Origin of the sequence: Bosea sp. OAE506 (assembly GCF_040546595.1) — a bacterium.
GTDB lineage: Bacteria > Pseudomonadota > Alphaproteobacteria > Rhizobiales > Beijerinckiaceae > Allobosea.
The window spans coordinates 1,021,016-1,047,500 of sequence record NZ_JBEPOB010000001.1 but is presented as its reverse complement, the minus strand read 5'-3'; the positions used below and the strand labels follow the sequence as shown (position 1 = coordinate 1,047,500).

Sequence of the window (26,485 nt, the reverse complement as noted above, 5' to 3'; positions counted from 1 at the left end):
GCTCGATGATGACGGCCTTCGCGGGCCGGGTCCGCACCGCGCCCCTGCCAGACGGCCAGGTGCTGCAGGCCCTCTATGCGCCCGGCCCCAATCCGGGCGATCCGCGCCAGATCGCCCGCGTCTCGCTGCTGACCAACGGCCAGCCCGACGGCACGGTCGCGATCAACGACCGCGGCGCCTTCGTGCTCGTGACGCTGCCGCGCCAAGAGCTGGCGGCTCCGCAACGGCCGCAGCGCCGGGCCGAGGACGGCGAGGACGAGGATGACGAGGAGAGCGGCGGTGCCCGTCTCTACGAGAGCATCTATGAGACCGGGATGCGGCACGATCTGCCGCGCCCGCTGATCGACGAACTCGTCCGCATCTTCTCCTACGATCTCGACTTCCAGCAGCGCGTCCGCGGCGGCGACAATCTCGAGGTGATCTTCACCGAAGAGGACGAAGGCGAGCGCGCCGAGATCCTCTCGGCCTCGCTGACGATCGGCGGCGAGACCCGCCGCGTCTTCCGCTTCCAGGCGCCGGAGGATGGCCTCATCGATTACTTCGACGAGGAGGGGAAATCGCTGAAGAAGTTCCTGCTGCGCAAGCCGATCGCCGATGGCGAGATGCGCTCGGGCTTCGGCATGCGCTACCACCCGATCATGCGCTATTCGAAGATGCACACCGGCGTCGACTGGGCCAACCGCATCGGGACACCGATCCTCGCCGCCGGCAACGGCACCGTGATCAAGGCGGAATGGGATTCGGGCTATGGCCGCCGCATCGAGATCCAGCACGCCAACGGCTATGTCACGACCTATTCGCACCAATCGGCCTTCGCCAAGGGCATGGCGCCCGGCGTGAAGGTGCGCCAGGGCCAGGTCATCGGCTATCTCGGCTCGACCGGCCTCTCGACCGGGCCCCATCTCCACTACGAAGTCCTGGTCAATGGCAGCTTCGTCAATCCGATGAAGATCCGCGTCCCGCGCGGCCGCGAGCTCCAGGGCCCGGCGCTGGTCGAATACAAGCGTCAGCGCGACGAGATTCAGGGCCTGATCGAGCGGGCCGGAGGAGCGGTCGCGCAACTGCGCTGAGCGCATGGCAGGCGGCGTCGCCGCAAGGCGATCTGCTCGCAGCGCTTGACTTGCACCGGCCGAACGGACACGCGCAGGGCTTGGTCTCCTCCTGCGCCGGTGCCGCACCATGCTCGCCGCCCTGCTCGTCGTCCTGCCCGTCTTCGGGCTGATCGCCCTCGGCTATCTGGCGCGCTGGACGAAGTTGTTGCGCGAGACCACGGGCGAGGGCCTGTCCGACTTCGTCTTCGTGCTGGCCGTGCCCTGCCTGCTCTTCCGCACGCTGGCCAAGGCCGATGTGCCGCAGACCCAGCCCTGGGGTTACTGGATCGCCTATTTCACCGGTCTCGCCATCGTCTGGGCACTAGCCATGCTGATCGCGAGCCGCGTCTTCGCCCGCAAGGGGCCGGAACTCGTCGTGTCCGGCTTCGCCGCCGCCCAATCCAACACCGTCTTCGTCGGCGTGCCGATGATCCTGAAGGCCTATGGCGAGGCCGGCGCCGTGCCGCTCGGCCTGCTGCTGGCGATCCACCTGCCCGTCACCATGACGGTCGCGACGCTCCTGGCGGAAGGGCGCTCGGCCTCCCCCGCGATGATGACCCGGCGGCTCTTCACGCATCCGATCATCATCGGCATCATTCTGGGCATGCTGGCACGCCCAGTCGTCGGGCAATTGCCCGTCCCGTTCTGGACGCTGATCGATCTGATCGCCGGTGCGGCGGTGCCCTGTGCGCTGATCAGCCTTGGCATCAGCATGCGCCGCTACGGGCTCGAATCGGGGCTCGGCCTGCCGGTGGCGCTGAGCGCCCTCAAGCTCGGCCTGCATCCGCTGATCGTCTATGTGCTGGCGACGATGGTCTTCGACATGCCGGCGCACTGGTCGGGCGTTGCGGTGCTGTTCGCCGCCTGTCCCTGCGGGATCAACGCCTATCTCTTCGCAGAGCGCTATCGCCAGGGCGTCGCCGACGCCTCGAGCGCGATCACGCTTTCGACTCTGATCTCGCTGTTCACCACGGCAGCCTGGCTGACCTGGCTCGGCGTCGGCTGACGGAGCTCAACCGAAGCCGAGGTCGCGCCTGATCTGATCCGGCGTGAGGCCCTGGGCCATCAGATCGGCGAGACTTTCCGAGCCGCGGCTCTTGGCGAGCTTGCGCCCCTCCGCATCCGCCAGCAGGTCATGGAAATGATAGAGCGGTGTCGGCAGCCCGAGCAGCCGCTGCAGCAGCACATGGATGTCGGTCGCCGCCTCGAGATCGCGGCCGCGCACCACATGCGTCACCCCCTGCAGTGCATCGTCGAGAACGACGGCGAGGTGATAGCTCGTCGGCACGTCCTTGCGCGCCAGCACCACATCGCCCCAGCGGCGCGGCTGCGCGACCACGCGCGTGACGCCGCCCGAGGAGTCGAAGACGCCATAGGCGAGGTCCTCCCCTACGGCCGCCAGCGCGCGCTCCAGATCGAGGCGCAGCACATGGGGCGCCTCGATCTCGCGGGTTCCCCCGCCCAGGGCGGTCGCGCGACAGGTCCCGGAATAGAGCGGTGCACCGTCCGGATCCGTCGGCCAGGGCTTGCCCGAGGCCGCGGCCTGGGCGGCTGCGGCCGCCCTGACCTCCTGGCGCGAGCAGAAACAGGGATAGACCAGGCTGCGTCGGCGCAGATCCTCGAGCGCCACGCGATATTCGCCAAAATGCTCGGATTGCCGCCGGACATCGCCGTCGAAGGCGATTCCGAGCCAGGCGAGATCCTCCCGCAGCGCGACGTCCAGCGCCGGAGTGCAGCGCTCGCGGTCGATGTCCTCGATCCGCAGCAGCAGGCGACCGTCCATCGTCCGGGCGAGGCGCTCATTCGTCAGCGCCGAGAGCGCATGGCCGAGATGCAGCCGTCCGTTCGGACTCGGCGCGAAGCGCAGGACGAGTTGTCCGGAGGCAGGAGGCGACGTCGGCATGCCATCTGTCTAGAATCGCGCGGCGATGCCGCCAAGCGGGAGGAGGCGCCCGACCGGAACGGCCAAGCGGCGCTGCTGCTGACGCCGACGGGCGGCGGCATCGGGCAGATCGGAGCGCCATGACACAGCTCATCACCACAGAAGCCGATCTCGAGGACGGCATGGCCGCGCTCGCGGTGCACGACCCTCGCTGGCTTCCCATCATCACCAGCACCGGCGTCCCGCCGCTGCGGCGCCGGGAGGGCGGCTTTCCGGGCCTGGCCGCGATCATCGTCTCGCAGCAGCTTTCGGTGGCCAGCGCGCGGGCCGTCTGGGCGCGCGTCGAGACCGTGCTGTCACCGCTGACCCCCGAACGCATCCTGGCGGCCGACGACGAAGCGATGCGGCTGTCGGGCCTGTCGCGCCCGAAGCAGAAGGCGATGCGCGCGGTTGCAACGGCTGTCGCGGAAGGGCGGTTATGCTTCGACCGGCTGGCGGAGGCGACGGCCGAGGAGGTCCACCATCACCTCACGGCGGTCTCCGGCATCGGCCCCTGGACGGCCGACATCTATCTGCTGTTCTGCCTCGGCCATCGCGACGGCTTTGCGCCGGGCGATCTGGCGATCCAGGAAGCGGCCCGGGTCGCCTTCGATCTGCCGGCGCGGCCGGGAGCCGCCGCGCTCGAGGCGCTGGCCGAAGGCTGGCGGCCGTGGCGGGGCGTCGCCGCACGGCTGCTCTGGGCCTATTACGCCGTGCTGAAGGCCCGCGAAGGCGTAAACGCCTGAGCGATCGTCAGCGCCCGAGCACCGTCAGGGCGCTCTGGGCGGCGCCGCGCAGGAACGCGGTATCGCTCATCACCGTCACCAGCTTCGCCCCCATGTCGAGGAAGGCCTTGGCCCGCTCGGCCGACTGCGCATAGATCGCGACAGGTTTTCCGGCAGCCGAGGCCCGCGCCACGATGTGCCGGATCGCCTCGTCGACCTCGGAGGACAGCGCATTGACCTCCTTGCCGCCCGAGAGCGCGATCGAGAGGTCGGAGGGGCCGACGAAGACGGCGTCGATGCCCTCCAGCGCCAGGATGTCGTCGAGGATCGCCATCGCCTCGCGGGTCTCGATCATCGCGAAGGAGAGCGAGAAGCGGTTCGCCTCGCGCAGATAGCCGTTCTGGTCGAGCCCGGAGGCGCCGAGCCCGCCATAGCTGCCCCAGCTCCGCTCGCCCATCGGCGGATATTTGGAATAGGCCGCGAAGGCGCGGGCATCCTCCATCGTGTTGATCATCGGCGCGATGACGCCGGAGACGCCGGCATCGAACAGCCGCGAGACGTTCTGGAACTCGCCGACGGCGATGCGCGCCAGCGCCGGCTTGCCGGCGGCGTTGATCAGCGGGATCGCCCGGATGACCTCGCCCAGCGTGATCGGCCCGTGCTGCATGTCGAGGGTGACGGCGTCGAACCCTTCTTTCGCCAGCAGCCCGGCGATGGCGGGGTCCTGCAGGCCGCACCAGGCGGAAACGAGGCTGTCTCCCCGGGCAAGGCGGTCGGCGAGGGAGGACAGGACGGTCTGTGAGGCCATGGCGCGTTTCATCCGTTGCGGGCCCCGCTCTTGGCTCGGCCGGCGGGTGCGTCACGTTGGACCGGGCCATGGCCGAAAAGCAAACGGGCGCCCATGCGCCCGCTTCAATCTCGACCTGCGTTTTTTGGCGCCGGAGCGCCGCCGTCAGCGGCCGGCCTGGATCTCGTCGGCGGCGCGCAGCAGAAGCTCGCCCATCACGCGGCGGATCTCGTCGTCACCCACGGCGACATTGCCGGCGGCGAAATCGCCCTTCACCTTGCGCAGCACGTCGTCGTCGCCCGCTTCCTCGAAATCGGCCACGACCACGGACTTGGCATAGGCGTCGGCATCAGCGCCCGACTTGCCGAGCTTCTCTGCCGCCCAGAGCCCGAGCAGCTTGTTGCGCCGCGCCGTCGCCTTGAAGCGCAGCTCCTCGTCATGGGCGAACTTGTTTTCGAAGGCATCCTTGCGCTGATCGAAAGTCGACATGCGGTAAAGTCCTCTGCGGGGCACGGCCGGGACGGCTCTGGAAGCACGCCGCAGGCATATAGGATGTCGCCGCCGAACAGACCAGTCCGGATTGCGGACCAGCGCCGGCAGAGATCGGACGGACCCGTGAAAACCCGGTTGCGCGGAGCGGTTTGTTGCGTTTGCGGTGCAGAAGCGCCATATAGCGCCGCATGGGCGGCCCCGGTGGCCGTCCGCACGATGAGCCGGCCGGCGGTGCGCCCGGGACCGATGTCGATTCGAATGGAATCGCCATGGACGGGCGCCAAACCGGCTGATCAGGGGCCCAGATCCCGCCGCGGGGCAACCCGCGTCCAGAGAAAGGCCGACCTTTGGATTTCCTCAAGCCACGGTATATCCCAATGAATCGCCGCCGTCGCATCTACGAAGGCAAGGCGAAGGTCCTCTATGAGGGACCGGAGCCCGGAACGCTGATCCAGCACTTCAAGGATGACGCCACCGCCTTCAACGCCAAGAAGCACGAAGTCATCGACGGCAAGGGCGTGCTCAACAACCGCATCTGCGAGCACATCTTCTCCAACCTGAACGACATCGGCGTTCCCACGCATTTCATCCGTCGGCTGAACATGCGCGAGCAGCTCATCCGCGAGGTCGAGATCATTCCGCTCGAGGTCGTCGTGCGCAACGTCGCCGCCGGCTCGCTCTCGACCCGGCTCGGGCTCGAGGAGGGCACGCAGCTGCCGCGCTCGATCATCGAGTTCTATTACAAGAACGACGCCCTCAACGACCCGATGGTCTCGGAAGAGCACATCACCGCCTTCGGCTGGGCGACGCCGCAGGAGATCGACGACGTCATGGCGCTCGCCATCCGCGTCAACGACTTCCTCTCCGGCCTCTTCCTCGGCGCCGGCATCCGTCTCGTCGACTTCAAGATGGAATGCGGCCGCCTCTGGGAAGGCGAGATGATGCGCATCGTCGTCGCCGACGAGATCAGCCCCGATTCCTGCCGGCTCTGGGACATCAAGTCCAAGGACAAGCTCGACAAGGACCGGTTCCGCCGCGACATGGGCGGCCTGATCGAGGCCTATTCCGAGGTCGCGCGCCGCCTCGGCATCCTCGGCGAGAATGAGAAGCCTGGCCCCGCCGGCCCGCGGCTCGTCCAGTAAGCGCCGACGCGCCGCCATGAAGACCGGTCTGCCGCAACGTCGGACCATGATACGGGAGCGCCTGCGCTCCCGTTTTCATGTCGCGGGCCTGGTCGCAGCCTTTGTCCTCCTGACCGGCTGCGCCGGATCCTTCGGCCCGGGATTGGCCGAACTCCCCGCCTCACAGGGCTGGCAGCCCCTTCCCATCGGCGACTGGGTGCTGAACGAGGGCATCGAGGCCCGCACCATGGTGTTCTGCCCGCGCGAGGCCTGTGCGCAGCAGGGCTTTGCCTCGGTCCTCGCCTTTTCTGGCCGCGAGGCGCAGCAGATGGAGCAGGCGCTGAAGGCCGATCCGGAGCGACTGGCGCGTCTCTTCTCGAAGCCGCCGGAGACCGCCGGCAAACCGGGCGCCACGAAGACCGCCGCGAGCAAGGCGCCGGCGAAGCCCAAGAGCACGACCCGCGTCAGCCGTTTCGAGGCCGAGGGCACGAGTGGCCTCATCGTCGAGATCCGCGCGCTCGATGCGGGCAACCCAGACCGGGGCGCCAGGAGCGCCGCGACCGCGATCCTGCACGGCCGCGAGGGCGACCGGCTGGTCCTGGCCATCGCCGTCTCGCCCGACGCCGGGAGCGCCCGCCGCGATGCGGTGGCCGCATGGCGCAGCCGCTGATTCACGTGAAACCCGCCCCGGCGGTTGAGCCCGGCCCGATTCGCGGTTAAGGCAGCCGCAGAACGCCTCCGGAGATCACCATGAAAGCCCGCGTCACCGTCACCCTCAAGACCGGCGTGCTCGATCCGCAGGGCAAGGCGATCGAGGGCGCGCTGAAATCCCTCGGCATCGAGGGCGTCGGCGCCGTCCGCCAAGGCAAGGTCTTCGATATCGAATTGTCGGGCTCCGACCAGGCCGCGGCGGAAGCCGCGCTCAAAACCGCCTGCGAAAAGCTGCTCGCCAACACCGTGATCGAGAACTACCGCGTCGAGATCGGGGCTTGATCCGATGAAAGCCGCCGTCATCACCTTTCCCGGCTCCAACCGTGACGGCGACGTCGCCAAGGCGCTGAAGCAGGCCGGGGCCGAGGTGGCTCACATCTGGCATGCCGACACCGACCTCCCGGCCGGGACCGACCTCGTCGTCCTGCCCGGCGGCTTTTCCTATGGCGATTATCTGCGCACCGGCGCCATCGCCGGCCGCGCCAACGTCATGGACGCGACCCGCGCGCATGCCGCCCGCGGCGGCTATGTGCTGGGCATCTGCAACGGCTTCCAGATCGCCTGCGAGGCAGGGCTCCTGCCCGGCATCCTGATGCGCAATGCCGATCTCAAATTCGTCTGCAGGCGCCAGCACCTCAAGGTCGAGCGCGCCGACACGCCCTATACCGCCGCCTATGCGCCGGGGCAGGTCATCGATGTCTGCATCGCCCATGGCGAGGGCAACTACGTCGCCGACCCGGAGACGCTGGCGCGGCTCGAGGGCGAAGGCCTCGTCGCCTTCCGCTATGCCGACGCGCGGGGGCAGGTCACGGCGGACGCCAATCCCAACGGCTCGCTCAACAACATCGCCGGCATCTACTCGCCCGGCTTCAACGTGCTCGGCCTGATGCCGCACCCCGAGAATCTGATCGATTCGCTGACCGGCGGCACCGATGGCCGCGGCCTGTTCGACAGCCTGATGGGCGGCAAGAAAGCGGCCTGACCGCGTCATTCCCGGGCAAAGCGAAGCGCGGACCCGGGAATCTCAGGCCGGAAGGCAGAACCGGATACTTCGCGTCATGAGATGCTCAGGGCAAGCCCGAGCATGACGCGCCTGCTTCACTTGCCCGCCATGGCCCGCGCCAGAAGCTTCCCGGCGCTCGCCGCGTCGAGCGGGCCGACATGCTTCTCGAGGATGCGCCCGTCTGGGCCGATCACGAAGGTCTCGGGCACGCCATAGACGCCCCATTCGATCGCCGCGCGGCCCGAGGCATCGACGCCGACCGCCGAGAACGGGTTGCCGAGCGCGCCGAGGAACCGGCGGGCATTCTCCGCCTCGTCCTTGTAGTTGATGCCGACCACCGCGACGCGGCCCGCCTTCACCGGCGGCGAATCGGCCAGCGCCACGAGGAAGGGATGCTCCACCCGGCAGGGCGCGCACCAGCTCGCGAAGACATTGACGATCGTCGCCCGTCCGGCCGCGAGATCCGCCATGGCGAAGGCCGGGACCGGCCGCCCCTCGCGCTGCAGACCCTCGAGCGCCGACAGCGTGATCGGCGGCGCCGGCTTGCCGATCAGAGCCGAGGGCACCTTGCTGGCGTCGCCTGCGAAAAGCCCGACGAGAAAGACGACCGCAAGCGCGCCGAACAGGATCAGCGGTAGCAGGAAGAGCAAAGGCGAGCGCCGGCGCGGCGCGGCCTCGGTGCCGGTCTCGGACTCGCTCATGACGGCTCCCGTCCGGAGCGGCGGGACGCGCCGCGCCGCTCGAGTTCGGCCAAGGCCCGCTTCTGCGCCCGGTGATCGAACAGCACGGAGAGGATCAGCCCGCCGAGCACCACCGCGACGGCCGCGTAGGAAGCCAAGATGAAGCTGGCATGAGGCCCGAGCCCGCTCATGATCGCAAACCCCTCACGCCGGAGAGCCGTCGGCGGCGAGGCGGTCGAGCCGCTCCGCCTCGAGGATCGTCAGCGTGCGCACGCGCCGCCGCATGATCTCGGCGCGCATCGCCACCAGATGCAGCGCCAGCGCCATCAGCGTGAAGCCGACCGCGAGGATCAGCAGCGGCCAGAGCATCGAGGCATGGATCGTCGGCCCGTCCAGCCGCAGCACCGAGGCCGGCTGGTGCAGGGTGTTCCACCAATCGACCGAGAACTTGATGATCGGCACGTTGACGAAGCCGACCAGCGTCAGGATCGCCACCGCACGCCCCGCCTGGGACGGCTCGTCCAGGGTGCGCCACAACGCCATGATGCCGAGATAGATCAGCAGCAGCACCAGCATCGAGGTCAGCCGCGCATCCCAGACCCAGTAGGTCCCCCACATCGGCTTGCCCCAGAAGGCGCCGGTGAGCAGGCAGATCAGCGCAAAGGCGGCACCGATCGGGGCGGCGGCCTTCTGCGCGACATCCGCCAGCGGATGGCGCCAGACCAGCGTGCCCAGCGCCGAGAGCGTCATCATCGTGTAGAACATCATCGCCAGCCAGGCGGCCGGCACATGCACGAACATGATGCGGATCGTCTCGCCCTGCTGGTAATCGGCCGGCGCGACGAACCAGGCGAGATAGAAGCCGACGCCGAGCAGCAGCGCCGCCGCCCCTGCGAACCAGGGCAGCAGGGTGGCGGAGAGGCGCATGAAGCGCGTCGGGTTCGCGAGATCGATCAGGCCAGCCATGTCATCGCATCGTGCTCGAAGGCTGCCGCCAGAGCTGCCGACGCAGCCTTACCAAGGCGAGCCACCCTCAGCAATCCGCCAGCCGCCCATGCGACATCACAGCGTCATGCCGGGTGGCGAGAACGGCGGTCACAGGGGCAGGCGGTCCCGCCGAGCGGCGCTGCGAGGAAACCGGATGGCGTGCGAGTGCCACCGGGCAACGGCGGCTGCCCATTCGCTCAAATGCTAAGCAATTGGCAGGATTGATATATCGACCGACGGCCGTTGTCGTGGCGGGAAGCCCTTGCTAGCCTGAAGTTCAGCGAGGGGAAGGGCCATGACGGGACATCTGCCGGACGACATCCAGCGCGAGGTCGAGGCCACGATCCGCGCCAAAGCCGGTGAATCGCGCGTGCTCGACGTCGATGCGACGGCGCAGGAAATCCTCGGCCGGCATACTCTGCCGGGCGTCGAGATCGGAACCATCGCTGCGATCGTCGCCCGGCTCGCCGGCCGCTATGGCTGCGCGGTCGAGCTCGGCGGCGGGCGTGAGGCCGCCTGCCGGAGCGGGACGGCCTGAGGCTAGTTCGACTGCCGTAGCGCCGCCGCGGCAGCCAGCGTGCCGACGACGATCGCCGCCAGCGACAGCGCGCACAGGATCAGGAACGGCGTGCGGAAGGGAATCGTCCCGCCCAGCGCCGCATTGGCCGCCGAGACGCCGAAAATCAGCACCGGCACCGTCAACGGCGCCACCAGCACGGGCAGGATCAGCCCGCCGCGCCGCAGGCTCGCCGTGAGCGCCGCCGCGCCGGCCCCGATGAAGCTGAGCGCCGGTGTCCCGACCAGCAGTGTCGCCGCCACCGGCAGCATCGCCTCGCCCGGCAACGCCACCAGCAGGCTGAGCAGCGGCGCCGCCAGCGCCAGTGGCAGCCCGGTCGTCAGCCAATGTGCCAGCCCCTTGGCAACCACCGCGAGCTCCAGCGGCAGGACGCCGCCGCGAATGAGGTCGAGCGAACCGTCCTCCTCATCGGCCTGGAACAGCCGGTCGAGCCCGATCAGCACCGAAAGCAGCGCCCCCAGCCAGAGAATCGCCGGGCCGATCCGCGAGAGCAGGTTGAGATCGGGCCCGAGCGCAAACGGCACCAGTACGACGATCGTCAGGAAGAAGACGAGCGCGAGTTCGCCCCCGCCCCCGGCCCGCGAGGCCAGAGCGAGATCGCGCTTCAGGATGGCGAGGAAGGCGCGGGTCACGGCCCGATCCTCACATCGCGCACGCCGTCCAGCCCGAGCGGGCCATGGGTTGCGGCCAGGATCGCCCCGCCCTGCGCCAGATGATCCCGCATCAGGCCGCTCAGCATCGCCTGGGCCGCGGCATCGAGCGCCGACATCGGCTCGTCCAGAAGCCAGATCGGCCGCCGTGCGACGAGAAGCCGGGCGAGCGCGACGCGGCGGCGCTGTCCGGCCGAGAGATAGCCGACCGGCAGCGCCGCGACATGGGGCAGGCCGACGGCGGCCAGCGCCTCGGCCGGCGACAGGGAGGCCTCCCCCAGGATCGCCTGCGCGAAGACGAGATTTTCCTGCGCCGTCAGCGCCGTCTTCAGCCCGTCGCGATGGCCGACGACATGGCTGACCTCGACCGGCGCGACCTCCTCGGCCCCCACGATCCTGATCGTGCCCGCGTCCGGCCGCAGCCGCCCGCACAGCATGGCGAGCAGGCTCGACTTGCCGGCCCCGTTGCGCCCCGTCAGCGCGATCGCCTCGCCATTGCCGAGCCGGAAGCCGAGTTCGGAAAAGATCAGCCTGCCCCCGCGGCGGCAGGCCAGCCGGTCGACGTCGAGGACGAGGGTGGGATAGGGCGGGCGCGTCAAGACAGGAGCATCTTCCGGAGCGTCAGGATTGCGCAAGAACGCGCTTCGTTCATGTAGCGGGCTTCTTGGAATTGCTCTATAGAGCCCGTGGCTACGCCGCACGCCGATCCGGCGCGGGGCTCGGGCACTCCCGGGGCGGCGCGCGCGACATGCGCAATAGGCCTTCGATCTGGCGATCCCGCAAGGGTGCCCGCCGGTTCGCGACCGCAACCCCTTGATCAGGATCAGCCCGCATGGCTTCGCTCGATTCCTTCAAATGCCGCCAGACGCTCACCGTCGGCGACAAGACCTATGTCTACTACTCCCTGCCGCTGGCCGAGCAGAACGGCCTGGCGGGCATCTCGAAGCTGCCCTTCTCGATGAAGGTGCTGCTGGAGAACCTGCTGCGCTTCGAGGATGGCCGCTCGGTCTTCAAGGCCGACATCGAGGGCTTCGTCGCCTGGCTGACCGACAGGGGCACCGCCGGCAAGGAGATCGGCTTCCGTCCCGCCCGCGTGCTGATGCAGGACTTCACCGGCGTCCCCGCCGTGGTCGACCTCGCCGCCATGCGTGACGGCGTCGTGGCGCTCGGCGGTGACCCGGCCAAGATCAACCCGCTCGTCCCGGTCGATCTGGTCATCGACCATTCGGTCATCGTCGACGAGTTCGGCACGCCCAAGGCGCTCTCGCAGAACGTCGAGCTCGAATATGAGCGCAATGGCGAGCGCTACCGCTTCCTGAAATGGGGCCAGGGCGCCTTCGACAATTTCCGCGTCGTTCCGCCGGGCACCGGCATCTGCCACCAGGTCAATCTCGAATACCTCGCCCAGACGGTCTGGACCCGCAAGGAGACGATCGACGGCGCCGAGGTCGAGGTCGCCTATCCCGACACCGTCGTCGGCACCGATTCGCACACCACCATGGTCAATGGCCTGGCCGTGCTCGGCTGGGGCGTCGGCGGCATCGAGGCCGAGGCCGCGATGCTCGGCCAGCCGCAGTCGATGCTGCTGCCCGAGGTGATCGGCTTCAAGCTGACCGGCTCGCTCAAGGAAGGCATCACCGCCACCGACCTCGTGCTGACCGTCACGCAGATGCTGCGCAAGAAGGGCGTCGTCGGCAAGTTCGTCGAGTTCTTCGGCCCTGGCCTCTACAATCTGACGCTGGCCGACCGCGCCACCATCGCAAACATGGGCCCGGAATACGGCGCCACCTGCGGCTTCTTCCCGGTCGATGCTGAAACGCTGGAATACCTCACCACGACCGGCCGCAAGACCGACCGGATCGCGCTGGTCGAGGCCTACAGCAAGGCTCAAGGCCTGTTCGCGACGATCGAGACCGCCGATCCGGTCTTCACCGACACGCTCGAGGTCGATCTCTCGACCGTCCAGCCTTCGATGGCCGGCCCCAAGCGTCCCGAAGGCCGCATCGACCTGAACGGCGTCGCCAAGGGCTTCAAGGCGGCGATGGACACCGAATACAAGAAGGGCGGCGAGATTTCGCGCCGCGTGCCGGTCGAGGGCCAGTCCTTCGATCTCGGCCATGGCGACGTCGTGATCGCCGCCATCACCTCCTGCACCAACACCTCGAACCCGTCCGTGCTGATGGCGGCGGGCCTGCTCGCCCGCAACGCGGTCGCCAAGGGCTTGACCGTCAAGCCCTGGGTCAAGACCTCGCTGGCCCCCGGCTCGCAGGTCGTCGCCGAATATCTCGCCAAGGCCGGCCTGCAGGCCGATCTCGACAAGCTCGGCTTTAACCTGGTTGGCTTCGGCTGCACCACCTGCATCGGCAACTCCGGCCCGCTGCCGGCGCCGATCTCGAAGGCCATCAACGATCAGGGCCTGATCGCGGGCGCCGTCATCTCCGGCAACCGCAACTTCGAGGGCCGCGTTTCGCCCGACGTGCAGGCGAACTACCTCGCCTCGCCGCCGCTGGTCGTCGCCTATGCGCTGGCCGGTTCGGTCCAGATGGACCTGACGACCGAGCCGCTCGGCACCGACTCCGACGGCAAGCCCGTCTTCCTGAAGGACATCTGGCCCTCCAACAAGGAGATCCAGGACTTCATCGCCAAGAACGTCACGCGCGCCATCTTCGAGGCGAAGTATGCCGACGTCTTCAAGGGCGATGCGCACTGGCAGGCGGTAAAGACCCCGGAAAGCCAGACCTACGCCTGGGAGGACGCCTCGACCTACGTCCAGAACCCGCCCTACTTCCAGGGGATCAGCAAGACGCCGACGCCGGTCACCGACATCAAGGGCGCCCGCATCCTCGGCCTCTTCGGCGACAAGATCACCACCGACCACATCTCGCCGGCCGGTTCGATCAAGGTCGCCTCGCCCGCCGGCGCCTATCTCACCGAGCATGGCGTCGCGGTGGCCGACTTCAACCAGTACGGCACGCGCCGCGGCAATCATGAGGTGATGATGCGCGGCACCTTCGCCAATATCCGCATCCGCAACCACATGATGGGCCCCAACGGGCGCGAAGGCGGCTACACCATCCACTATCCGACGAAGGAAGAGCTGCCGATCTACGACGCGGCGATGCGCTATCAGCAGGAGAAGGTGCCGCTGGTCGTCTTCGCCGGCGTCGAATACGGCAACGGCTCGTCGCGCGACTGGGCGGCGAAGGGCACCAACCTGCTCGGCGTGAAGGCCGTGATCGCGCAGAGCTTCGAGCGCATTCACCGCTCGAACCTGGTTGGCATGGGCGTCGTCCCCTTCACCCTGCAGGAGGGCACGAGCTGGGCCTCGCTCGACCTGAAGGGCGACGAGATCGTCTCGATCAAGGGTCTGGCCACGGTCAAGCCGCGCCAGATGCTCGAAGCCGAGATCACCTCGGCCGACGGCTCGGTCAAGAAGGTGCCGATCCTCTGCCGCATCGATACGCTGGACGAGATCGACTACTTCAAGAACGCCGGCATCCTGCACTACGTGCTGCGCGGCCTCGCCGCCTGAGCGCGGCTACCCTCCGCACGCCGCGGAGGGAGCGAAACGATCGAGGGCTGCGGCATCGCACGATGCCGCAGCCCTTTTCGTCTCAACGGCACCGAAGCGCGCGAGCGGCCCGTCAACCAGCCAGGCGCAGGGGCTCGGCTTGGGCGGGCCGGACCATCGCCCGGGCGCTGCCTGCGGTGCGGAACGCGGCGACCAGCGAATCGAGTTCGGCGATCTTGCGGCTGAGCATGACGGCGGCGGCCGCGCTTTCCTCGGCCAGCGCCGCATTCTGCTGCGTCATCTCGTCCATCCGCACGACGGTCTGGCTCATCGCGTCGATGCCGTTGGACTGTTCGCCCGAGGCGGCGGCGACCACCGTCACCGTGCCGGCCACCTTCTGGGTCGCCTCGACGATCTCGCCCAGCACCTCGCCAGCGCTCCGCACGAGCTTGACCCCGGCGGCCACCTCCTGCGTAGTGTCGTTGATCAGGCCGGAGATGCTCTTGGCCGCATCCGCGGATTGCTGCGCCAGCGCCCGGACCTCGGAGGCGACGACCGCGAAACCCTTGCCGGCATCGCCCGCCCTCGCCGCCTCGACCGCAGCGTTCAGCGCCAGCAGGTTGGTCTGGAAAGCGATGCCGTCGATGACCGACGTGATGTCGGTGATCTTGCCGCTGGCCAGCTCGATGCGGTTCATCGCGCCGATGGCATCGGTCACGATCGCACCGCCATTGCGGGCAACCCGCGTCGCGTTCTCGGCGAGATCGACGGCCTGGCGCGAGGCGTTGGCCGAGGCCTTCACCGAAGCGGCCAGTTCCTCAGTGGTAGCGGCGGTTTCTTCCAGCGAGGAGGCCTGCTCCTCCGTGCGCATCGACAGGTTTTCCGCGCCCGACTTGATCTCGTCGGCGGCGGCCGCGACCTCGCGCGCCGTCTGCTTGATCACCGTCACCGTGAGGGACAGCTTTTCGACCATCCCGTTGATCGAGGCGCTCACCGAACCGAGCTTGCCCGAATAATCGGTCCCGATGCCGCGCGTCAGGTCGCCCTCGGCGATGGCCTCCAGGATATCCGCGAAGGTCGTCGTCGCGCCGTCGATCGCGATGTTGATCTGGTTGATCCCTGTGACCAGCGCGGCCATCTCGCCCTGCTGGGGTCCGGTATCGACGCGATGGCTGAAATCGCCGTTGACGGCCGCATCGACCGCGCGCCGGATCTGCTGTGCGGTTTCGGCAAAGGCCGCGCTCTGCGTCTGCGACGCTCGCAGTTCCTCGTTGCGCCGCATTTGCTCTTCCGCCGCGCGCTCGGCGAGCGCATCCTGATAGGAACCGATGGTCCGGGCCATCTCGCCGATCTCGTCGCGCCGGTCGCGATGCGGGATCACCACGGTCGCGGCGTCCGAAGCACGCCGCCGCATCGTCGCGACGATCTCCCCGATCGGCCGCACGATGCTGCGCAGCACCGCGGCATAGAGCCCCAGCGCCGTCAGCAGTGCGATGATCAGGCCCGTGATCGCGACTGCGGTGGCAAGCTGGCGGGCATCGCTGGCACCGGTCTGCGCCGCCATCGCCTCGGCCTCCAGCGCGTCGCCGGCCTCCTTCATCGATTTTTCGAGCGCCTCGAAACGCTCGTCGAACAGCGCCATGCCATCGAGAGCCGGCTTTCGGTCCCTGAAGGCGAGTTCGACCAGCGTCACCGCCTGGGCGATGTAGCTCTTCAGGGGCTCGTCCAAAGCCTGCAGCCGGGCGCGTGTATCGGCGGAACCGACGATCGCCTTGGTCGCGGCGATGCGCTCGGAGAACTCCTTGGCATGCGCCCTGGTCGCTTCGATGGTTTCGGCGCCATCCTGCCCGCTGTCGGACCGGATCAGCGCCGCGTAGACATCGGCGCGCAAACCGTCATGCAGCATGTCGCCGATGGTGTGGTTGCGGATCGCCGTCGCGGAGTTCGCGAGATCGTCGATGGCGGACCCCATGCGGGATGACGCGTAGATTCCGATGCCCGCGACCACGCTGGTGACGAAGGCGAGGAACAGGCACAGCAAGGCAAAGCGCGTTTTCAGCGTAACCACGGCCAGTCCCCCGATCGAATCGAAAGCAACACAGAATCGCACCGGGACATTAACGTTACGTCACTCTTGCAATCCCAAGGGGTAGGCTGCCGACGCTGCGCGCCCGAGGCGACCTGCGCTTCCGGACTCGCCGCAGTTGTCCTCGCAACCCCCGCGGTGTAAGGGGGCGTCACAGTCATCCTTGGCGGGGGGCTTGGGGCAGGCGCAGGACAATCATCCGCGCCCGGATGTCGTCCGCCTCCATCATCACGACGGGAGCACCCGCATGTCCGCCACTTTCGAGACGGTCGCCGGAATCATTTCCGAGACCTGCGACATTCCGCGCGAGAAGATCACGCCGCAGAGCCACGCCATCGACGATCTCGGCATCGACTCGCTGGCCTTCCTCGACATCGCCTTCGCGATCGACAAGGCCTTCGGCATCAAGCTGCCGCTCGAGCAGTGGACGCAGGAAGTCAACGAAGGCAAGGCGCCTGCCGAGCAGTATTTCGTGCTCGAGAACCTCTGCAAGCGCATCGACGACCTCGTCGCCGCCAAGGCGGCCTGAGTTTTCGTCACCACCGTGATCACGGCCCTCATCCCGGGGCGCGGACGCGATGTCCGCGGCGCCCCGGGATGGGGGCCGTCCTGCTTTGGCGAGGGCACCGGCTTGAGCCCCGCCGGCTCAGCGTTTAGAGCAGAGCCGCGTCGGAGCCGGCTTCGACGCCCCGTGACCGACGATCGGAAGCGCATGCGCCTCGAATATTTCGACATGATCGACCGCGTCGTCGCCTTCGAGCCGGGCGAGAAGCGGATCACGACACGCTCGACCGTGCCGGCAGCCGATGCCAGCCCCGTCTTCGAAGGGCATTTCCCCGGCCACCCACTGGTGCCGGGCGTGCTCCTGACCGAGACGATGGCGCAGGCGTCGGGCTATCTGCTGCTTGCCCTCAATGGGCTGACGCAGATGCCCTTCCTGATGACCGTCGACAAGGCGCGCTTCCGCACCTTCGTCGAACCGCATGCCGTGCTCGACATCGCCGCCGAACTCGTCATCGAGGGCTCGGGCTATGCCGCGACCAAGGCGCGCATCGCCATCGACGGCAAGCCGATCTGCGATGCGGAGCTGCGCTTCCGCCTGATGCCCTTCCCCGCCGACATGCGCAGCCTCATGGAGGCGCGCCTGGCCGCCATCGGCCTCGTTCCGGAACAGGCCCGATCATGAAGCACGGCGTCGTCATCACCGGCATCGGCATCGCCTCCAGCCTGGGCGAGGGCATCGATACCCATGCCGACGCTCTGGCGGGGGCGCAGGCTCCCGTCGTCGACGCGACGAGCTTCGCGCCCTATCCGGTCCATCCGCTGAAGGTCCTCGAACTCGACCGGCAGATCCCCAAGAAGTCCGACCAGCGCCAGATGGAGCCCTGGCAGCGCCTCGGCGTCTATGCCGCGGGGCTCGCCCTCGACGGGGCCGGGCTGAAGGACGATGCCGAGGCCAAGGCGGTGCTGCAGGTCATCGTCGCCGCCGGCGGCGGCGAACGCGACCATGCCGTCGACAGCGCCATCCTCACCGGCCTGCGCGGCGCCAACCAGCCCGGCGCCTTCCTCAACGAGCGGCTGATGGGCGACCTGCGCCCGACGCTGTTCCTGGCCCAGCTCTCCAACCTGCTCGCCGGCAATATCGGCATCGTCCACGGCATCACCGGCGCTTCGCGCACCTTCATGGGCGAGGAGCAGGCCGGGGTCGACGCGGTCCGCACCGCCCATGCCCGCATCGCCGCGGGCCAGGCCGAGATCATGCTGGTCGGCGGCTCCTACAATGCCGAACGGCAGGACATGCTGCTGCTGTTCGAGCTCGGCGGCTATCTGCGCAAGGGCGATTTCGCCCCCGTCTTCGAGCGGCAGGCCGCGCCCGGTCTGATCACCGGCAGCGCCTCGGCCTTCCTCGTGCTGGAATCAGCCGAGCGCGCGGCCGCCCGCGGCGCCACCGTCCATGCGAGGCTCGACGCCGTCGTCGCGACCCGCTCGAAGCGCCAGCCCGGCGCGGTCGAGGCGGCGCTGCGCGGCTTGCTCGCCGATCTGGGCCCGGTCGGGCCCGGCGCGCTCACCGTCTCGGCCGCCACCGGCGTCGCCGGCGTCACAGCCGAGGAGGCCGCCGCCCTGGCGACCCTGCCGCAGGCACATCGCGTCGCAACGGGCGATCTGCTCGGCCACGCCGTCGAGGCCGCCTTCCCCGTCTCGGTCGCGCTCGCCGCCGCCGCCCTGTCGAAGGGCCAGGCACGCGAGGCCATCGTCACCGGCGCCGGCCATTGGCGCGGCGAGGGCGCCGCCCGTCTGGTGGCGCTATGAGGACCGTCCGATGAGCACCAAGTCCCCCTCCGCCACGAACGCGTCCACCGGTCACCGCGATTCCAAGGGCCGGCCCGTCGTCGCCGTCACCGGCCTCGGCATCGTCACATCGCTCGGCCAGGGCAAGGACGCGAACTGGGACGCGCTCACCGCCGGCCGCTCGGGCATCCACGCCATCGAGCGATTCCCAACGCAGGGGCTGCGCACCACCATCGGCGGAACGGTCGATTTCCTCTTCGACGGCCCCTTCTCCGCTCCGCAGCTCTCCGAAAAGCTCGCCATGCTGGCGGCCGAGGAGGCTGTCGGCCAGAGCGGCATCGGCCGGCCGGGCGACTTCCCGGGTGAGCTCTTCATGGCGGTGCCCCCCGTCGAGATGGAGTGGCCGCAGAAGCAGGAGCTCGCCGCGACCTTCGAGGGCGACGTCGACTATCGCGGCCTGCTCAGCGCCGCCGCCTCGCTGCGCTTCAAGGCGATGCACGAGATGTTCCTGTTCGGCACCGTCGCCGACCATGTCGCCGATGCTTTCGGGACAAAAGGCTCGCCGATCTCGCTCTCGACCGCCTGCTCCTCGGGCGCCACCGCGATCCAGATGGGTGTCGAGGCCATCCGCCGCGGCGAAACGCAGGCCGCACTCTGCATCGGCACCGACGGCTCGATCCATGCCGAGGCCCTGATCCGCTTCTCGCTCCTCTCGGCTCTCTCGACCCAGAACGACCCGCCCGAGGCCGCCGCCAAGCCCTTCTCCAAGAACCGCGACGGCTTCGTCATGGGCGAGGGCGCGGGCGCGCTGGTGCTCGAGGATTATGATCACGCCCTGGCGCGCGGGGCGACCATCCTCGGCATCGTCGCCGGTTGCGGCGAGCGCGGCGACGGTTTCCACCGCACCCGCTCCAGCCCGGACGGCAAGCCCGCCATCCTTGCCATGCAGGATGCGCTGGCCGATGCGGGCCTGAACCCCGACGACGTCGACTACATCAACGCGCACGGCACCTCGACGCCGGAGAACGACAAGATGGAGGCGATGAGCTGCGCCGCCGTCTTCGGCGAGCGCATGGCACGCCTGCCGATGTCCTCCAACAAGTCGATGATCGGCCACACGCTGACGGCGGCCGGCGCAGTCGAGGCGGTGATCTCCTTCCTGACGATCGCGAAGGGGCGCATCCCGCCGACGATCAATTACACCACGCCCGATCCGGCGATCGCGCTCGATGTGGTGCCGAATATCGCCCGCGACGCCCGCGTGCGGACGGTGCTGTCAAACTCCTTCGGCTTCGGCGGGCAGAACACCAGCCTCGTCCTGACCGCGGAGCCTGCCCGCTCATGACAAAGGTTCTCGTCACCGGCGGCGCCAAGGGCGTCGGCGCGGCCATCGTCCGGGCGCTGGCCGCAGCCGGCCACGATGTCGACTTCACCTATCGCTCGTCGGGCGAGCAGGCCCTGGCGCTCGCCGCCGAGATCGCCGCAGCGCATCCCGGACGCGCCATCCAGGCCCTGCCGCTCGACCTCTCCGACAAGGCGGCGCTCGACGCCTTCTGCGAGGAGCGCGAGGGCGAGAGCTATTTCGGCCTCGTCCACAATGCCGGCCAGCCCTATGATTCGCTCGCCGCGATGATGGCGCAGGACAAGGCGGAAGCGGCCATGCAGGTCAATTTCTGGGCCTTCACCCGCCTCGCCAAGAGCCTGATGCGGTCCATGATCCGTGCCCGCGCGGGGCGCATCGTCGCCATCGGCTCGGTCGCGGCGCTGCGCGGCAACCCGGGCAACGCGGCTTATGCTGCCTCCAAGGGCGCGCTGATCTCCTATGCGAAGACGCTCGCGGTCGAGACCGGCAAGCGCGGCGTCACCGTCAATGTCATCGCACCGGGCTTCGTCGACACCGATATGATGGCGCCTTACGCCGCCTATCGCGACAAGATGCAGGCACAGATCCCGGCCGGGCGCTTCGCCAGGCCCGCCGAGGTCGGCGGCCTCGCCGCCTTCCTGATGAGCGAGCCGGCCGCCTACATCACCGGCACGGTCATTCCGATCGACGGCGGCGTGACAGCGCAGCTCGGCGTCCATCGCTGAGAATCGACATTTCACGAGACGCGACCTATTTTGGTTCGGTCCGAACCGGAGTGAACCGCCATGACGGCTGCTTTCACGATTCGCCTCGATGACCAGATGCTGGCGAAGCTCGACGCGCTTGCCGCCGAGACTGACCGCTCGCGCAGTTGGCTCGCCGCCAAAGCGATCGAGGATTATCTCGAACTCAACGCCTGGCAGATCGCCAGGATCAAGGACGGCATCGCCGAGGCCGACCGCGGCGAGTTTGCCAGTGACGAAGAGGTGGAGGCCGTCTTTGCGAAATACCGGGCTCAGCCGGCGTGAAGATCGTCTGGACCCGCCGCGCCTTACGTGAAATCGACCAGGCTTTCGCGTTCGTCGCTCGCGACAGTCCCGCCGCAGCATCCGCCATGGTCGCCGCGATGGAAGCCCGGGCCGCGGTCTTGGCCGAGCATCCGGAGATCGGGCGTCCGGGGCGAATGGACGGGACACGCGAACTCGTGCTGTCGGGCCTGCCTTATATTCTTCCCTATCGCGTCCGCGACGGTCGCATCGAAATCCTGGCCGTGTTCCACATCTCGCGAGCCTGGCCCGACCATCTCTGAAAGATTGACCTCATCATGCGTTCCCTCCAGCTCCACGGCGACCGCGACCTCCGTCTCGAGGAGATCGAACCGCCGCCGCCTCCCGCCGCCGGCGAGGTCCAGATCCGCATCCGTGCCGTCGCGCTGAACTATCTCGACGTCTGGGGCTTCCGCGGCATGGCCTTCGCCAAGCGCAAGATGCCCCAAGCCGCCGGCGTCGAGGCCTCGGGCGAGATCGTCTGCGTCGGCGAGGGCGTCACCGGGCTCGCGGTCGGCGACACCGTTACCGCCTATGGCGCCGAGACCTGCGGCCACTGCAAAGCCTGCCGCGAAGGCCGTGACAATCTCTGCGAGAACGTCGCCGGCATCATGGGCTTCCATATCGATGGCTTCGCCCGCGAATTCCTGAACAAGGCGGCAAGACTCGTCGTCAAGGCCCCGGCCGGCGTCTCCTTCGAGGACGCCGCCTGCGCGCCGATCGGCTTCGGCACGGTCCAGCACATGCTGTTCGACAATGCCAAGCTCGAGCCCGGTGAATCGGTCCTGGTGCATGCCGGCGGCTCCGGCATCGGCACGGCCGCGATCCTGATGGCCAAGGCGATCGGCTGCACGGTCTACACCACCGTTGGCGACGACGAGAAGGGCCGCAAGGCCAAGGAGCTCGGCGCCGATTACGTCGTCAACTACAAGACCGAGCGCTTTGAAGGCGAGGTTCGCCAGCTCACCAAGCGCAAGGGCGTCGACGTCGTCTTCGAGCATGTCGGTGCCGACACCTGGAACGGCTCGCTGCTCTGCCTGAAGCGTGGCGGCCGCCTCGTCACCTGCGGCGCGACCTCGGGCGCATCGGCCACGATCAACCTGATGCAGCTTTTCCAGCAGCAGTATCGCATCACCGGCTCCTTCGGCTGCCGCATCGAGAACATCCGCCAGTCGCTCGACAAGATGGCGGCCGGCATGAAGCCTGTGATCGACTCGGTCTTCCCGCTGGAGGATTTCGAGAAGGGGCTGGCGCGTCTCGAGGGCCGGCAGGTCTTCGGCAAGGTCGTCGTGACGTTCTAGGCGCGCAGCGAAACGCGAGGCCACAAAAGGGTCGCAGCGGCTGAAAACTTGACGAAACCGCCGTCCTGCCGCAAGTCGCGGCATCAGCCCGGCCGCAGCGGCCACAGGGGCGCGAGGGGACCGGGCCGATCTTGAGACGCTTGAAAGCAATCGCCGCACGCGCCGGCGCGGCGGTGATGATCGGCCTGATCCGGGCCCTGTTCGGCTTCCTGCGCCTGCTCGGCCCCGAGCGGTCGAGCGACCTCGGCGGCTGGCTGCTGCGGTCGGCGAGCCCGCTGATCCCGGTCAACCGCGTCGCCCTGGCCAATATCCGGGCGGCCTTTCCCGGCATGGACGAGGCCGAGGTGCGCCGCATCGCCCGCGGTGCCTGGGAGAATCTCGGCCGCACTGCCGCCGAATACGCCCATCTCGCTACGCTGTTCGACTACGACTACCTCAACCCCGACGCGCCCTCACGCGTCGAGGTCGAGGGCATCGAGCATTTCATCGCGCTCAAGGACGATGCGAAGCCCGGGCTGATCTTCTCCGCCCATCTCGCCAATTGGGAATTGCCGGCGATCTGTGCCCAGGCCTATGACCTCGACACCACCGCCGTCTTCCGGGCGCCGAACGACCCGGCCATCGCGGCGGTCGTCCACGAGATCCGCTCGGGTGCCATGGGTGGGCTTGCCGCCGCCAAACAGGGCGCCGCCTTCGCGATGCAGGGCGTGCTGGAGCGCGACGGCCATCTGGGCATGCTGATCGACCAGCATTTCACCCGGGGCGTCGTGGTGCCCTTCATGGGTCGCCCGGCCCTGACCAACCCGATCCTCGGCAAGTTCGCCCGCCGCTTCGAATGCCCGGTGCATGGCGTGCGCGTCATCCGCCTGCCGAACCAGCGCTTCAAACTGCAGCTCACGCCCCCGCTCGACCTGCCCCGCGATGCACAGGGCGAGATCGACGTGCAGGGCGCGATGGCGATGATGACGGCCGTGGTCGAGGGTTGGGTCCGCGACCATCCCGAGCAGTGGCTCTGGATGCATCGCCGCTGGCGGCCCAACATGATCCCGGCCGCCGCCGCCGAGACGGCGATGGGCGTTGCGCCCATGCCGGCTTTCAAGGCAACGTGATTTTGAAGTGAGACGAATGGGGCGCTTTGGTAACGCCTGAGATGTAAGGTCTCGCCGAGTTCAAGCCATGAAACGTTCAGCGCCCCTCCTGCCCGCCGTCGCCGCCCTGCTCCTGCTGGGCGCCGCTGCCGCGCGCGCTCAGGCGCCGGACCTCCAGCCCCGGGCCGTGGTCGAACTCTTCACCAGCCAGGGCTGCTCATCCTGCCCGCCGGCGGATGCCCTCTTCGTCGATCTGGCGAAGCAGCCGGACATCATCACCCTGACCCTGCCGGTGACCTACTGGGACTATCTCGGCTGGAAGGATACGCTCGGCAAGGACAGCTTCGCCAAGCGCCAGAAATACTACGCCAAGGCCCGCGGGGACGGGCAGGTCTATACCCCCCAGGCCGTGATCAACGGCGCCGCGCATGTGGTGGGGTCGGACCGCGGCGAGATCGAGCGCGCCTCGAAACAGCCCCCCGGTGGCAGCTTCGTCGCCAAGCTCGGCGTCAAGGAAGACAACGGGCAGCTTGTGGTGACCCTCGCGCCCATCGGCGATGCGCAGGAGCGGACGGCCGGCGTCTGGATCGCGACCACGACGAAGATGGTCACGGTGCCGATCGCCCGCGGCGAAAACCAGGGCAAGACCGTGGCCTATGCCAATGTCGTGCGCGGCATGACGCGCATCGGCGACTGGGATGGCCGGCAGGCGACGCTGACGGCGCCCATCGCCGTCACCCAGGGTCCCGAGGTCGACAGCTACGTCGTGCTGGTCCAGGCCGAGAGGCAGGGCAAATCCGGCGTCATGCCGTCCGCGGTGCTCGCAGCGGCGCGCAGCCCGCGCTGAGCGGCACTCACAGGATCACGACATTGTTTGGCAACTCGTCGACGTCGTCGGGCGAGCGCGGAGCGTGGTTCGCCAACACCGCTCCGATCGCGCGCACCGCGGTGACGATCCCCTCGCGCAGCCGGTCTTCGCGGCCCGCGGCTACGACCGCCTCGACGATGCCGTCCCACACCGCCTGATCGACCCGGCCGTCGATGCCCGTATCGGCGATGATCTCGGCATAGCGCTCCTGGATCGCCACATAGAGCAGAACGCCGCTGCGCTGGCGCGTATGACTCAGGCCGCGTGCCGCGAATTCCCGCAGCGCCACATCATGGGCCCGCCGCCGCTTGACGAAACCGGGCACGAAGCGCCCGCCGCGCCCATACCAGAGCAGCGTCGCGAGCAGCAGAACCGCGCAGATGAGCTGGATCAGGAAGATGCGCGGGGCGCTCGTCGCGGTCAGGGCCAGGAGCGGCCAGGGCACGAACAGCGACAGGGTGAGCGCCAGCACCACCGGCACGGTGCGGTAGCTCGCCGCGGCGCGGTCGATCATCACCACGATCTCGCCCGACGTCTCGCTCTCGGCCTGCCGTACGGCCTCCGCGATCGTCTGCCGGTCCTGTTCGTTCATCACCAGTCTCCCGAGGCCCCGCCGCCGCCCGACGATCCGCCACCGCCTGAAAAGCCGCCGCCGGAGCCAGACCCAGAGCTCCAGCCGCCGCCACCCCAGCCCGACCCGCCGCTCCCGCTCGAACTCGGCGGCAGCGTCACCCAGCGGCCGTCGCGCATCCGGTGACGCCTTGCCCCGCTCTTGCCGCCCGCCTCCCTCAGGAAGGCGGCGACCAGGATGAAAAGCAGCAGCATCACGAAGACGATCGCGATGACGTCGACCGCCGACGTCTCGTCGCTGCGCACGCTCGCCCGACGCTGCCATTCCTCGGCATCGCCAGCCAGAATGGTCAGGATCGCATCGACGCCCGCCTCGATTCCGCCGGCGAAGTCGCCCGTCTTGAACTTCGGCGCCACTGCCGTGGTGATGATGACCTTGGAAAGCGCGTCGGTCAGCGCCCCCTCCAGCCCGTAGCCGACCTCGATGCGGACCTTGCGCTCCTTGGGCGCCACCAGCAGCAGGACGCCATTATTGGTCTTGGCCTGGCCCAGCTTCCAGAACCGGAACAGCCCGTTGGCGAAATCTTCGATCGTCACGTCCTGCAGCGACGGCACGGTCGCGACGACGAGCTGGTCCGAGGTCTTGTCCTCATGCGCCTTGAGCTTGGCTTCGATGCGCTGGCGCGCGTCGGGCGCGATGAGATTGGCGCCATCGACGATGCGGCCCGAGAGCGTGGGGTAGGAGGGCTCGGCCGCCAGCGCGAGCGAACCGAACACGGCCATCAGCAGAGCGAGGCACACAGCCGTCATTCTCGGGCGCAGCGAAGCGAAGACCCGAGAATCTCTCCCTGGAGATGCTCGGGTCGAGCCCGAGCATGACGGCTGGGTCAGCAGCATGGCCTCGACCCGTCGAACGCCCTCAGAACTTCACAGCCGGCGGCCGCTCCGCTCCCGCCGTCGCTGCAAAGGTCTCCATCGCCTTGGCGCCCCAGAACAGCCGCGCCCAGATCACGCCCGGAAAGGTGCGAATCTCGGTGTTGAAGGCCTGGACCGCCTGGATGTAGTCGCGCCGCGCCACCGTGACCCGGTTCTCGGTGCCTTCGAGCTGGGACTGGAGCGCCAGGAAGTTCTGGTTCGACTTCAGCTCCGGATAGCGCTCGACCGTAACTAGCAGCCGCCCCAGCGCCCCGCTGAGCTGGTTCTGCGCATCCTGGAATTCCTTGAACTTGGCGGGATCGGTGATCGTCGAGGCATCGACCTTGACCTGGCTCGCCTTGGCGCGCGCCTCGACCACCGCCGTCAGCACCTCGCGCTCCTGCGCGGCAAAGCCCTTCACGGTCTCGACGAGGTTGGGAATCAGGTCCGCGCGACGCTGGTACTGGTTCTGCACCTCGCTCCAGCTCGCCTTGGCCTTTTCCTCCAGTGTCGGCACGTTGTTGACGCCGCAGCCTGCCAGGACCAGCCCGAGCAGGGCCATGGCAGCGAAGGCGAAGGGCCGGCGGACAGATGAGACGGACGAAAGCGACATGCCGGGCCCCCTTGGCACAATCAGGAAACGAAGATGTGCGCCGACCTTAGCCGTGGCAGGGGATGGCTCCAAGCGGCGCGAGGAGATGGC

At 68.4% G+C, this 26,485-nt stretch carries 31 protein-coding genes (1 of these 31 only partly in view); 19 read left to right on the top strand and 12 right to left on the bottom strand.

The genetic code is table 11. The features are described from left to right. Together ABIE41_RS05045 and ABIE41_RS05040 are read left to right on the top strand one after the other, a co-directional pair. Positions 1-1,070, top strand: the 3' portion of a protein-coding gene (locus ABIE41_RS05045) for a M23 family metallopeptidase (protein WP_192643695.1). It extends 958 nt beyond the left edge of the window; the window shows 1,070 of its 2,028 coding nt (coding positions 959-2,028); its start codon lies off the left edge, out of view; the stop codon is at positions 1,068-1,070. A gap of 109 nt (positions 1,071-1,179) precedes the next feature. Next, positions 1,180-2,097, top strand: a complete 918-nt coding sequence (locus ABIE41_RS05040; protein ID WP_192643694.1) for an AEC family transporter — start codon at positions 1,180-1,182, stop codon at positions 2,095-2,097. 6 nt (positions 2,098-2,103) lie between these two features. Here the strand turns inward: ABIE41_RS05040 and gluQRS are convergent, their stop codons facing one another. Further along, entirely contained in the window at positions 2,104-2,994 is an 891-nt protein-coding gene (gene gluQRS / locus ABIE41_RS05035; protein ID WP_192643693.1) for a tRNA glutamyl-Q(34) synthetase GluQRS, read from the bottom strand. Between the two features lie 119 nt (positions 2,995-3,113). On the opposite strand from gluQRS, the gene ABIE41_RS05030 reads away from it, so the two are divergent. After that, positions 3,114-3,758, top strand: a complete 645-nt coding sequence (locus ABIE41_RS05030; RefSeq protein ID WP_192643692.1) for a DNA-3-methyladenine glycosylase family protein — start codon at positions 3,114-3,116, stop codon at positions 3,756-3,758. Positions 3,759-3,765: 7 nt separating this feature from the next. Here the strand turns inward: ABIE41_RS05030 and ABIE41_RS05025 are convergent, their stop codons facing one another. Continuing rightward, a complete protein-coding gene (locus ABIE41_RS05025) occupies positions 3,766-4,545 on the bottom strand; it encodes an HpcH/HpaI aldolase family protein (protein ID WP_192643691.1) in 780 nt (259 codons plus the stop codon). Between the two features lie 144 nt (positions 4,546-4,689). Next, entirely contained in the window at positions 4,690-5,013 is a 324-nt protein-coding gene (locus ABIE41_RS05020; protein ID WP_192643690.1) for a DUF1476 domain-containing protein, read from the bottom strand. Between the two features lie 350 nt (positions 5,014-5,363). On the opposite strand from ABIE41_RS05020, the gene purC reads away from it, so the two are divergent. From purC to purQ, 4 genes are all read left to right on the top strand, one after another. Next, a complete protein-coding gene (gene purC, locus ABIE41_RS05015) occupies positions 5,364-6,158 on the top strand; it encodes a phosphoribosylaminoimidazolesuccinocarboxamide synthase (protein ID WP_354191785.1) in 795 nt (264 codons plus the stop codon). A 142-nt stretch (positions 6,159-6,300) separates the two neighbouring features. Then, positions 6,301-6,807, top strand: a complete 507-nt coding sequence (locus ABIE41_RS05010) for a hypothetical protein (RefSeq protein ID WP_354191784.1) — start codon at positions 6,301-6,303, stop codon at positions 6,805-6,807. An 80-nt stretch (positions 6,808-6,887) separates the two neighbouring features. Next, complete coding sequence (purS, locus tag ABIE41_RS05005) at positions 6,888-7,130, top strand: phosphoribosylformylglycinamidine synthase subunit PurS (RefSeq protein WP_192643687.1); 243 nt, start codon at positions 6,888-6,890, stop codon at positions 7,128-7,130. Between the two features lie 4 nt (positions 7,131-7,134). Beyond that, entirely contained in the window at positions 7,135-7,830 is a 696-nt protein-coding gene (gene purQ, locus ABIE41_RS05000) for a phosphoribosylformylglycinamidine synthase subunit PurQ (protein ID WP_192643686.1), read from the top strand. A gap of 116 nt (positions 7,831-7,946) precedes the next feature. Here the strand turns inward: purQ and ABIE41_RS04995 are convergent, their stop codons facing one another. The 3 genes from ABIE41_RS04995 to ABIE41_RS04985 are packed head-to-tail and all read right to left on the bottom strand — an operon-like array spanning position 7,947 to position 9,497. Further along, entirely contained in the window at positions 7,947-8,552 is a 606-nt protein-coding gene (locus ABIE41_RS04995; RefSeq protein ID WP_192643685.1) for a DsbE family thiol:disulfide interchange protein, read from the bottom strand. Continuing rightward, positions 8,549-8,722 (bottom strand): heme exporter protein CcmD, encoded by a 174-nt coding sequence (ccmD, locus tag ABIE41_RS04990; protein WP_192643684.1) that lies wholly within the window; start codon positions 8,720-8,722, stop codon positions 8,549-8,551. The genes ABIE41_RS04995 and ccmD overlap by 4 nt, the downstream gene beginning before the upstream one ends. A gap of 13 nt (positions 8,723-8,735) precedes the next feature. Then, the gene (locus ABIE41_RS04985; protein WP_192643683.1) at positions 8,736-9,497 is read right to left on the bottom strand and encodes a heme ABC transporter permease; all 762 of its coding nucleotides are present in this window, start codon (positions 9,495-9,497) and stop codon (positions 8,736-8,738) included. A 316-nt stretch (positions 9,498-9,813) separates the two neighbouring features. Here ABIE41_RS04985 and ABIE41_RS04980 point away from each other — a divergent pair, with 316 nt between their 5' ends. Continuing rightward, the gene (locus ABIE41_RS04980; RefSeq protein ID WP_192643682.1) at positions 9,814-10,056 is read left to right on the top strand and encodes a hypothetical protein; all 243 of its coding nucleotides are present in this window, start codon (positions 9,814-9,816) and stop codon (positions 10,054-10,056) included. A 2-nt stretch (positions 10,057-10,058) separates the two neighbouring features. Here the strand turns inward: ABIE41_RS04980 and ccmB are convergent, their stop codons facing one another. Then, a complete protein-coding gene (gene ccmB, locus ABIE41_RS04975) occupies positions 10,059-10,727 on the bottom strand; it encodes a heme exporter protein CcmB (protein WP_192643681.1) in 669 nt (222 codons plus the stop codon). Continuing rightward, positions 10,724-11,344, bottom strand: a complete 621-nt coding sequence (gene ccmA / locus ABIE41_RS04970; RefSeq protein WP_192643680.1) for a heme ABC exporter ATP-binding protein CcmA — start codon at positions 11,342-11,344, stop codon at positions 10,724-10,726. Before ccmA ends, ccmB begins: the two co-directional genes overlap by 4 nt. 233 nt (positions 11,345-11,577) lie before the next feature. Between ccmA and acnA the strand changes: the two genes are divergently transcribed. Further along, positions 11,578-14,277 carry an aconitate hydratase AcnA gene (gene acnA / locus ABIE41_RS04965; protein ID WP_192643679.1) on the top strand — a complete coding sequence of 900 codons (2,700 nt, stop codon included), beginning with the start codon at positions 11,578-11,580 and terminating at the stop codon, positions 14,275-14,277. A 112-nt stretch (positions 14,278-14,389) separates the two neighbouring features. Here the strand turns inward: acnA and ABIE41_RS04960 are convergent, their stop codons facing one another. Further along, positions 14,390-16,324, bottom strand: coding sequence for a methyl-accepting chemotaxis protein (locus ABIE41_RS04960; protein ID WP_354191783.1), 1,935 nt, complete (start codon positions 16,322-16,324; stop codon positions 14,390-14,392). A gap of 265 nt (positions 16,325-16,589) precedes the next feature. Between ABIE41_RS04960 and ABIE41_RS04955 the strand changes: the two genes are divergently transcribed. The 10 genes from ABIE41_RS04955 to ABIE41_RS04910 all read left to right on the top strand — a co-directional run bounded on the left by ABIE41_RS04955 (position 16,590) and on the right by ABIE41_RS04910 (position 24,276). Continuing rightward, positions 16,590-16,871, top strand: coding sequence for an acyl carrier protein (locus tag ABIE41_RS04955; protein WP_066473700.1), 282 nt, complete (start codon positions 16,590-16,592; stop codon positions 16,869-16,871). A 183-nt stretch (positions 16,872-17,054) separates the two neighbouring features. Beyond that, a complete protein-coding gene (locus ABIE41_RS04950; protein WP_192643678.1) occupies positions 17,055-17,528 on the top strand; it encodes a 3-hydroxyacyl-ACP dehydratase FabZ family protein in 474 nt (157 codons plus the stop codon). Then, a complete protein-coding gene (locus ABIE41_RS04945) occupies positions 17,525-18,652 on the top strand; it encodes a beta-ketoacyl-ACP synthase (protein ID WP_192643677.1) in 1,128 nt (375 codons plus the stop codon). The genes ABIE41_RS04950 and ABIE41_RS04945 overlap by 4 nt, the downstream gene beginning before the upstream one ends. 10 nt (positions 18,653-18,662) lie before the next feature. Beyond that, on the top strand, positions 18,663-19,976 hold the full coding sequence (locus ABIE41_RS04940; RefSeq protein WP_192643676.1) for a beta-ketoacyl-ACP synthase: 1,314 nt from the start codon (positions 18,663-18,665) through the stop codon (positions 19,974-19,976). Further along, a complete protein-coding gene (locus ABIE41_RS04935; protein ID WP_192643675.1) occupies positions 19,973-20,719 on the top strand; it encodes an SDR family oxidoreductase in 747 nt (248 codons plus the stop codon). The genes ABIE41_RS04940 and ABIE41_RS04935 overlap by 4 nt, the downstream gene beginning before the upstream one ends. A 60-nt stretch (positions 20,720-20,779) precedes the next feature. Then, complete coding sequence (locus ABIE41_RS04930; protein ID WP_192643674.1) at positions 20,780-21,022, top strand: CopG family ribbon-helix-helix protein; 243 nt, start codon at positions 20,780-20,782, stop codon at positions 21,020-21,022. Beyond that, the gene (locus tag ABIE41_RS04925; protein ID WP_192643673.1) at positions 21,019-21,303 is read left to right on the top strand and encodes a type II toxin-antitoxin system RelE/ParE family toxin; all 285 of its coding nucleotides are present in this window, start codon (positions 21,019-21,021) and stop codon (positions 21,301-21,303) included. The genes ABIE41_RS04930 and ABIE41_RS04925 overlap by 4 nt, the downstream gene beginning before the upstream one ends. 15 nt (positions 21,304-21,318) lie before the next feature. Beyond that, positions 21,319-22,341, top strand: a complete 1,023-nt coding sequence (locus tag ABIE41_RS04920) for a zinc-binding dehydrogenase (protein WP_192643672.1) — start codon at positions 21,319-21,321, stop codon at positions 22,339-22,341. Positions 22,342-22,481: 140 nt separating this feature from the next. Continuing rightward, positions 22,482-23,450, top strand: coding sequence for a lipid A biosynthesis lauroyl acyltransferase (locus ABIE41_RS04915; protein WP_354191782.1), 969 nt, complete (start codon positions 22,482-22,484; stop codon positions 23,448-23,450). A gap of 67 nt (positions 23,451-23,517) precedes the next feature. Next, a complete protein-coding gene (locus ABIE41_RS04910; protein ID WP_192643671.1) occupies positions 23,518-24,276 on the top strand; it encodes a DUF1223 domain-containing protein in 759 nt (252 codons plus the stop codon). 7 nt (positions 24,277-24,283) lie between these two features. On the opposite strand, the gene ABIE41_RS04905 is transcribed toward ABIE41_RS04910, so the two are convergent. From ABIE41_RS04905 to ABIE41_RS04895, 3 genes are all read right to left on the bottom strand, one after another. Continuing rightward, positions 24,284-24,889, bottom strand: coding sequence for a TPM domain-containing protein (locus ABIE41_RS04905; RefSeq protein WP_192643670.1), 606 nt, complete (start codon positions 24,887-24,889; stop codon positions 24,284-24,286). Next, on the bottom strand, positions 24,889-25,677 hold the full coding sequence (locus ABIE41_RS04900) for a TPM domain-containing protein (RefSeq protein WP_354191781.1): 789 nt from the start codon (positions 25,675-25,677) through the stop codon (positions 24,889-24,891). The genes ABIE41_RS04905 and ABIE41_RS04900 overlap by 1 nt, the downstream gene beginning before the upstream one ends. A 109-nt stretch (positions 25,678-25,786) precedes the next feature. Continuing rightward, a complete protein-coding gene (locus ABIE41_RS04895) occupies positions 25,787-26,395 on the bottom strand; it encodes a LemA family protein (protein WP_192643668.1) in 609 nt (202 codons plus the stop codon). Between the last annotated feature and the right edge of the window lie 90 nt (positions 26,396-26,485).